The 5880-nt window shown below is 35.9% G+C and carries 7 protein-coding genes; all 7 read right to left on the bottom strand.

Annotated elements, in window-relative coordinates; genetic code table 11:
* Window positions 1-327: 327 nt before the first annotated feature.
* A complete protein-coding gene (locus tag J7J33_02230; GenBank protein MCD6168107.1) occupies window positions 328-1020 on the bottom strand; it encodes a glycosyltransferase family 4 protein in 693 nt (230 codons plus the stop codon).
* 182 nt (window positions 1021-1202) lie between these two features.
* Window positions 1203-2357 carry a GDP-L-fucose synthase gene (locus tag J7J33_02225; GenBank protein ID MCD6168106.1) on the bottom strand — a complete coding sequence of 385 codons (1155 nt, stop codon included), beginning with the start codon at window positions 2355-2357 and terminating at the stop codon, window positions 1203-1205.
* A complete protein-coding gene (locus J7J33_02220) occupies window positions 2350-2754 on the bottom strand; it encodes a four helix bundle protein (GenBank protein MCD6168105.1) in 405 nt (134 codons plus the stop codon). The genes J7J33_02225 and J7J33_02220 overlap by 8 nt, the downstream gene beginning before the upstream one ends.
* Window positions 2755-2827: 73 nt before the next feature.
* Entirely contained in the window at window positions 2828-3976 is a 1149-nt protein-coding gene (gmd, locus tag J7J33_02215) for a GDP-mannose 4,6-dehydratase (protein ID MCD6168104.1), read from the bottom strand.
* Between the two features lie 69 nt (window positions 3977-4045).
* Window positions 4046-4468: a glycosyltransferase gene (locus J7J33_02210; GenBank protein MCD6168103.1), complete on the bottom strand. Its 423-nt coding sequence runs from the start codon at window positions 4466-4468 to the stop codon at window positions 4046-4048.
* Between the two features lie 59 nt (window positions 4469-4527).
* Window positions 4528-5559: an IS3 family transposase gene (locus J7J33_02205; GenBank protein ID MCD6168102.1), complete on the bottom strand. Its 1032-nt coding sequence runs from the start codon at window positions 5557-5559 to the stop codon at window positions 4528-4530.
* A partial coding sequence (locus J7J33_02200; protein ID MCD6168101.1) for a transposase occupies window positions 5489-5880 on the bottom strand: 392 nt, incomplete at its 5' end. The genes J7J33_02200 and J7J33_02205, both read right to left, overlap by 71 nt.

Here is a 5880-nt window from a genome sequence, read left to right as displayed (position 1 = left end):
TTTTGAAGTTCCGGGGGTAATTGTCTGATAATCATTTCTAATTTGTTAACATCTAACATTTTTTAACCTCCTCTATGCTCTTTGCTATCTCATATGGAAGATAGCCAGACATAAAAATAGTCCTTTAAGTCATTTTAATCATTTAACAATCTTCATTTATGCTATCTAAAAGTATAATAAAATGCAAATTAAGGCAGCTGAGATGCATGATACAGAACCAAAATAGCAAAATAGCTCTCAGCTTTTGAAATTGCCCTTGTCTCTTTACTTACTGTAGAATAATAAATATTAGCGGTTTGGCCATAAGGCTATGTAATAATTCAAAAATCAAGACCTGACCCCCAGCCAGCATAGATGTCTATTAACCAGCAAAATGGAAATTCCAGCCAAAATAAATCCCAAGAAATATGCTCCTCCATCGCCTAAGAAGATTTTACCTTTTGGAAAATTTAAGACAAAAAATCCTAAAGTAGCAAAAATTATAACCAGAATTATATTCAACAACTCATAATCGTTAACACTATAAGTTACATAGCCGAAACATATCAAAGCTATCATAGAAATTCCAGAAGCAAGTCCGTTAAAACCATCAATGATGTTTATCGCGTTTGTCACACCGGTAACGGCAAATATGGTAAAAAGAATAGCAATAAAATAAGGCAAAGTAAGATAACCAAGATCAGTAACAACCGCATCATACAAAAGAATTCCCAGAATAGCAGATAAACCGATGATAGGTAACCTGAACTTTGGCAGGAGGTTTGACTTTAAATCTTCACAAAAGCCAATGAGAAAAGCAGGGATTGAAGCAATGAGTAATTTTGAGCCCAGATTATTAAACATTATCAACACTAAGGTACCGAGAAATATACCCAGACCACCACACCTTGGTGTATTATTAAAATGAATCCTCTGGGGCTTATCAATATCAACTCTATCTATAAAACACCCCGTTTTTTTGGCTAAAAATGAAACTACCCACTGGCCTAAAAATGAAATAAGGAAACTTAATCCAAACAACAATTTAATTGCCTTATATCTTCGTTAAAATTTACTTATTGATAACATAATTGGCAAAAAATGCAATTAATAATGGTAATTACAACACTATTTTTGCGATTGATTTACGAAGTAAATTTCGGCTGGAAAAACGGGTTGGTTTCTAGTAGCCAAAACTAATAAACGCTGCTACAGCCTTCGACTTATAACCCACAATACATATCCGTGTACCATTTGTATGTATGTCCAATTCCTTCCCTAAGAGAAACTTTAGGCTGCCAGCCTAAGCGCAAAATTCTTGATATATCCAATAATTTTCTTGGTGTGCCATCTGGTTTTGAGGTATCAAAAGAAATTTCTCCCTTAAACCCTACAATATCTTTTATTATAAAAGCTAAATCTTTTATCGTAATATCCTCTCCTACTCCTATATTTACAAACTCTCCAATATCTTTATAATCGTGATTTTCCATAAGATATATGCAGACATCTGCAAGATCATCAACATATAAAAATTCTCGGTACGATTTTCCAGTTCCCCAAAGAGTAACGGTAACGGAGGTATTGACATATTTAATACCGTAATAACTCAACAATCTAATAACCTCATCCTTGCTGCTATCTTCTTCCACAACTAATAACGAATTACTGATAACCGTTTTATTATCTTTATTTCTTATAAAATCCTTTTTTATTGCTTCAAAATCTCCTTGTTGCAAAAGTTTAGCAAGATGGAACTTTCTTATTAGTGCAGGTAAAACATGAGAATTTAAGAGATGGAAATTATCATTTGGTCCGTATAAATTAGTAGGCATAACAGAGACAAAATTTGTTCCATATTGCTCATTATAATATCTACACAATTTTATGGCTGCGATCTTTGCAATAGCATATGGTTCATTGGTAGGCTCAAGAGAGTTTGTAAGAAGATATTCCTCCTTCATTGGCTGGGGAGCAAACTTAGGATAGATACAAGAAGAACCAAGATTGAGAAGTTTCTTAACTCCAAATTTATAGGCCGAATTTATGACATTAGCAGCTATCATTAAATTATCATAAATAAATTCGGCTTTATAAGTATTGTTAGCAAGAATACCACCCACCTTGGCCGCTGCTAAAAAAACATAATCTGGTTTTTCCTGTTCAAAAAAACTCTCCGTGTCTTCCTGTCTTCTAAGATCAAGTTTTATGAAGCGGGGTTGAAGATTTTTAGGATTGTTTTGATATCGCTGTTGTGGATTTCTAGAATGGTAAGAGCCTATAATATTGGTATAGCCCTTTTTTATAAGTTTCCTAACAATAGCACTTCCAACAAGTCCAGTTACTCCTGCTACAAAGATTTTACTGTTTTTATTCATTGTATGTACTCCTTATTTTTGAGGTTTTAGATGTTGTAAAGGTTAAGGATTTGATTAGTTGGTTGAGGAGATAGCTTATTTCGGTCAATTTGGCTTCAAAATCATCGTGTTCTCTCTCGGCTATATATCCTAAATCTTTAGAAAGTAGAAAGAAATATCTCAATTCTTTCAGAGATTCTCTGGAAATATAAAGATACCTTAAAAATCCCTTTTTGGTGTTTTTAGAATGTCCCTCGACAATATTCGCAGGAACAGAATAAACTGCTCTTTTTATTTGATCTACCAGAGAATAGATCTCTGTTCTTGGAAAATCTTTCGTAAGTTTGTAAACTTCCAGCACCATTTCATGACTCTTCTGCCCAACCACCAAATCCTTCCAACTATTGTTCTTTGCCATCTATTAACCTCTACAACCTCTGTAACTTCCATCCCCTTTACTCACCTCTACAGCTTCCACAACCTTTACAACCTCACTCCCCCGAACAATTCCTCACCCTATACCCCCCATTCTTGAGATACAACTCTCTTTTTGCCTGCTCAAGATCAGCTTTTACCATATCTTTGATAAGCTCTTCGAAAGTATGCCTCGGCCTCCAACCCAGTTTTTCTCTTGCTTTCGTGACGTCACCAATAAGTATATCAACCTCGGTGGGCCTAAAATACCGTGGGTCAACCTCTATCACCACGTCACCTTCCTTCACACCACAATACCCTTCTACAACTTCTGGAGCCTCTACAACATCTAAAACTTTTTTAACTACTCCCTTCTCTTCCAGTCCTTCTCCTTGCCATTCAATCTCTATACCCGCTAATTTAAAAGCCTTCTCAGCAAATTCTCTGACTGAGTGCGTCTCTCCAGTTGCTAAAACATAATCATCTGGTTCATCTTGCTGAAGTATCAGCCACATGCCTTCTACATAGTCCTTGGCATGTCCCCAGTCTCTTTTGGCATTAAGGTTACCCAGGTAAAGTTTCTTTTGAAGTCCCAATCTTATTCTGGCCGCTGCCATAGTAATTTTACGGGTAACAAAAGTTTCACCTCTTATCGGCGACTCATGGTTAAAAAGTATTCCGTTACACGCAAAAATTCCATAGGCCTCTCTGTAATTTACCGTTACCCAATAACCATATAGTTTCGCCGCTGCATAAGGACTTCTGGGGTAAAAAGGTGTCTTTTCATTTTGAGGTATTTCTTGCACCTTGCCGTAAAGCTCGGAAGTGGAAGCCTGGTAAAATTTAACTTTATTTTCCATTTTCAAAATTCTTATGGCCTCTAACAGCCTTAACGTCCCAAGCGCATCTGCATTTGCCGTGTACTCAGGAGTTTCAAAAGAAACCTTTACATGCGATTGCGCTGCAAGGTTATAAATTTCATCTGGTTGTACTTCTTGGATTATCCGAATCAAATTCGTAGAATCCGTCATATCTCCGTAATGTAGAAAAAAAATTACATCTTCTTCATGAGGATCTTTATAAAGATGGTCAATTCTATCTGTGTTAAAAAGCGATGCTCTTCTTTTTATGCCATGGACTTCATATCCTTTTTGCAGTAAAAACTCTGCTAGATATGCTCCGTCCTGTCCGGTTATACCTGTGATTAAAGCTCGTTTCTTAGACATGTGCTACCTCCGCCTTTTAAATTATCTAACCCTTCAACCCTTTAACGACCTCAATAACATCAACTACCTTTAACAACCTCTCCTAAAAAACTGCGGGATTTTTGAAATGTTTTTCATTATTATTGTATAGATTCCTCCTTTTAAGTCATTCACTTTCCACGCTTTATAATCTTCTATAGTTTTTCTGACAATATTTTTAAGATCTCTATTGCTTATTCCACCTACTCGCATTTTAACTAAAACTTCAGGTATGTAACAAGTAGAAATCTTATACTTATATAAAAACCTAAGCATCAATTCATAATCAGCTGCAATTTTAAAATCAAGATTAAATAAACCACATTTATCATAAACTTCTTTTCGTACAAAAAAGGTAGGATGAGCTGGATGCCATCCTTTTTTAAATAATCCTTTTTTATATGGCTTACTTTTCCAATATCTAACTATTTTATTTGTATCTTTTTGATCTACATAAACCAAATCCCCATACACACTATCTACTTTTTTATCTTCAAATTCTTTTACTACTTTTTCTATTGCATTGTCCTGGTTCAGCGGGAATTGGACAAATTAGGCTTCGCAATTAAGGTGGTTTTAAATTTATTAAACTGCTCAAGGCGGGCTGCCCTAGCCTCCCTTAACTTCCTGTCCCGCTCCTTTAACCTTTCTTCGGCTCGTCCCAATAGCATATCCTCCGGGGTAAGATAATTTATCGCACTATGCAGTCTCTTTGTATTGTAATAGTGAATATATGCTGCTATTTGTCTGCGGGCATCAACGAGAGATAAAAAGCTCTTTTTGCGAATGTGTTCTTTTTTAGCAGTTTGAAAAAAGCGCTCTATCTTCCCATTACTCTCTGGATACCTCACAGATGTCTTCACATGCATTAAACCCTTATGTCTAATAAAGGCCTTAAAATCTCTGGCAATAAATTGACTCCCATTGTCTGATATAATCCTTGGCCTGGCAAGAGGAAATTTCTCTAACGCCCTCTGCAAAACTATCTCCACATCATAACTTTCCATGCTTGCTCTTAATTCATGATGCACAATATAACGAGAATACCCATCTATAATGGCAATCAAAAATAAAAAGCTGCCCAAAACATTAACATAACTGATGTCTATATGCCAGTGCTCATGTGGCCTTTTAGGTTGAGAAAAACCTTTACCTCTTTTGCTTGGTTTACCATTAAATTTAGAAAGAAGTCCAACTTCTTTCAATGTCCGATACACTGAAGAAGGACTGACGGCAACAATGTCTTCATCAAGCATTTGATAGCATAACCGCCTGTAGCCTTCAGCCTCATGCTTAAGGGCATAGTCAATAATAGCCTGTTTCTCCCAGGGCAGTATCCAAAAACCCCTGGGAATCTTCCCATTATGTTTGTTAACAAGGTCATATCGGACCTTCCATTGATAGAATTTTGAGCTTGAAAGTCCAAGAAAACCAAGCAGTTTTCTAATACTTATCCCCGTCTTTTGTTTATAAGTAATTATCGTTTCCACAATACTATCCCTCACATCTACCTCTACCCATTTGTTTTTTAAATTTCCCCATTGGACTTTTTTTAAGAATAATATTCTCCTGGGTAAGTTCTGTAATCACTTCCTGCATTCTGGCAATCTTTTGCTTTAATTGTTCTTCCTTAGAGCTCTTTTTGTTAGATTTAGAATTATTAGCAAATGTATTGATAGCTCCTTCAAAGAATTGCTTTTCCCATTTATAAAACATGTTGGGATGAATGCCATATTTCTCGCATAATTCTGATACAGGCATTTTGTTTTTGAAGTGCTCCCGCAGAATTTCAACCTTTTTCTCTGGACTGTAATGTCTCCTTTGCTTAGGCATTTTTTCCTCCTTTCTTTTCCACCTTATCACAGATAGCCCGTTTGTCCAATTCC

The organism is Caldisericia bacterium (assembly GCA_021158845.1).
Lineage (GTDB): Bacteria > Caldisericota > Caldisericia > B22-G15 > B22-G15 > B22-G15.
Note: the sequence above shows the minus strand (reverse complement) of the source record. Positions and strands in the feature narration are given on the sequence as shown.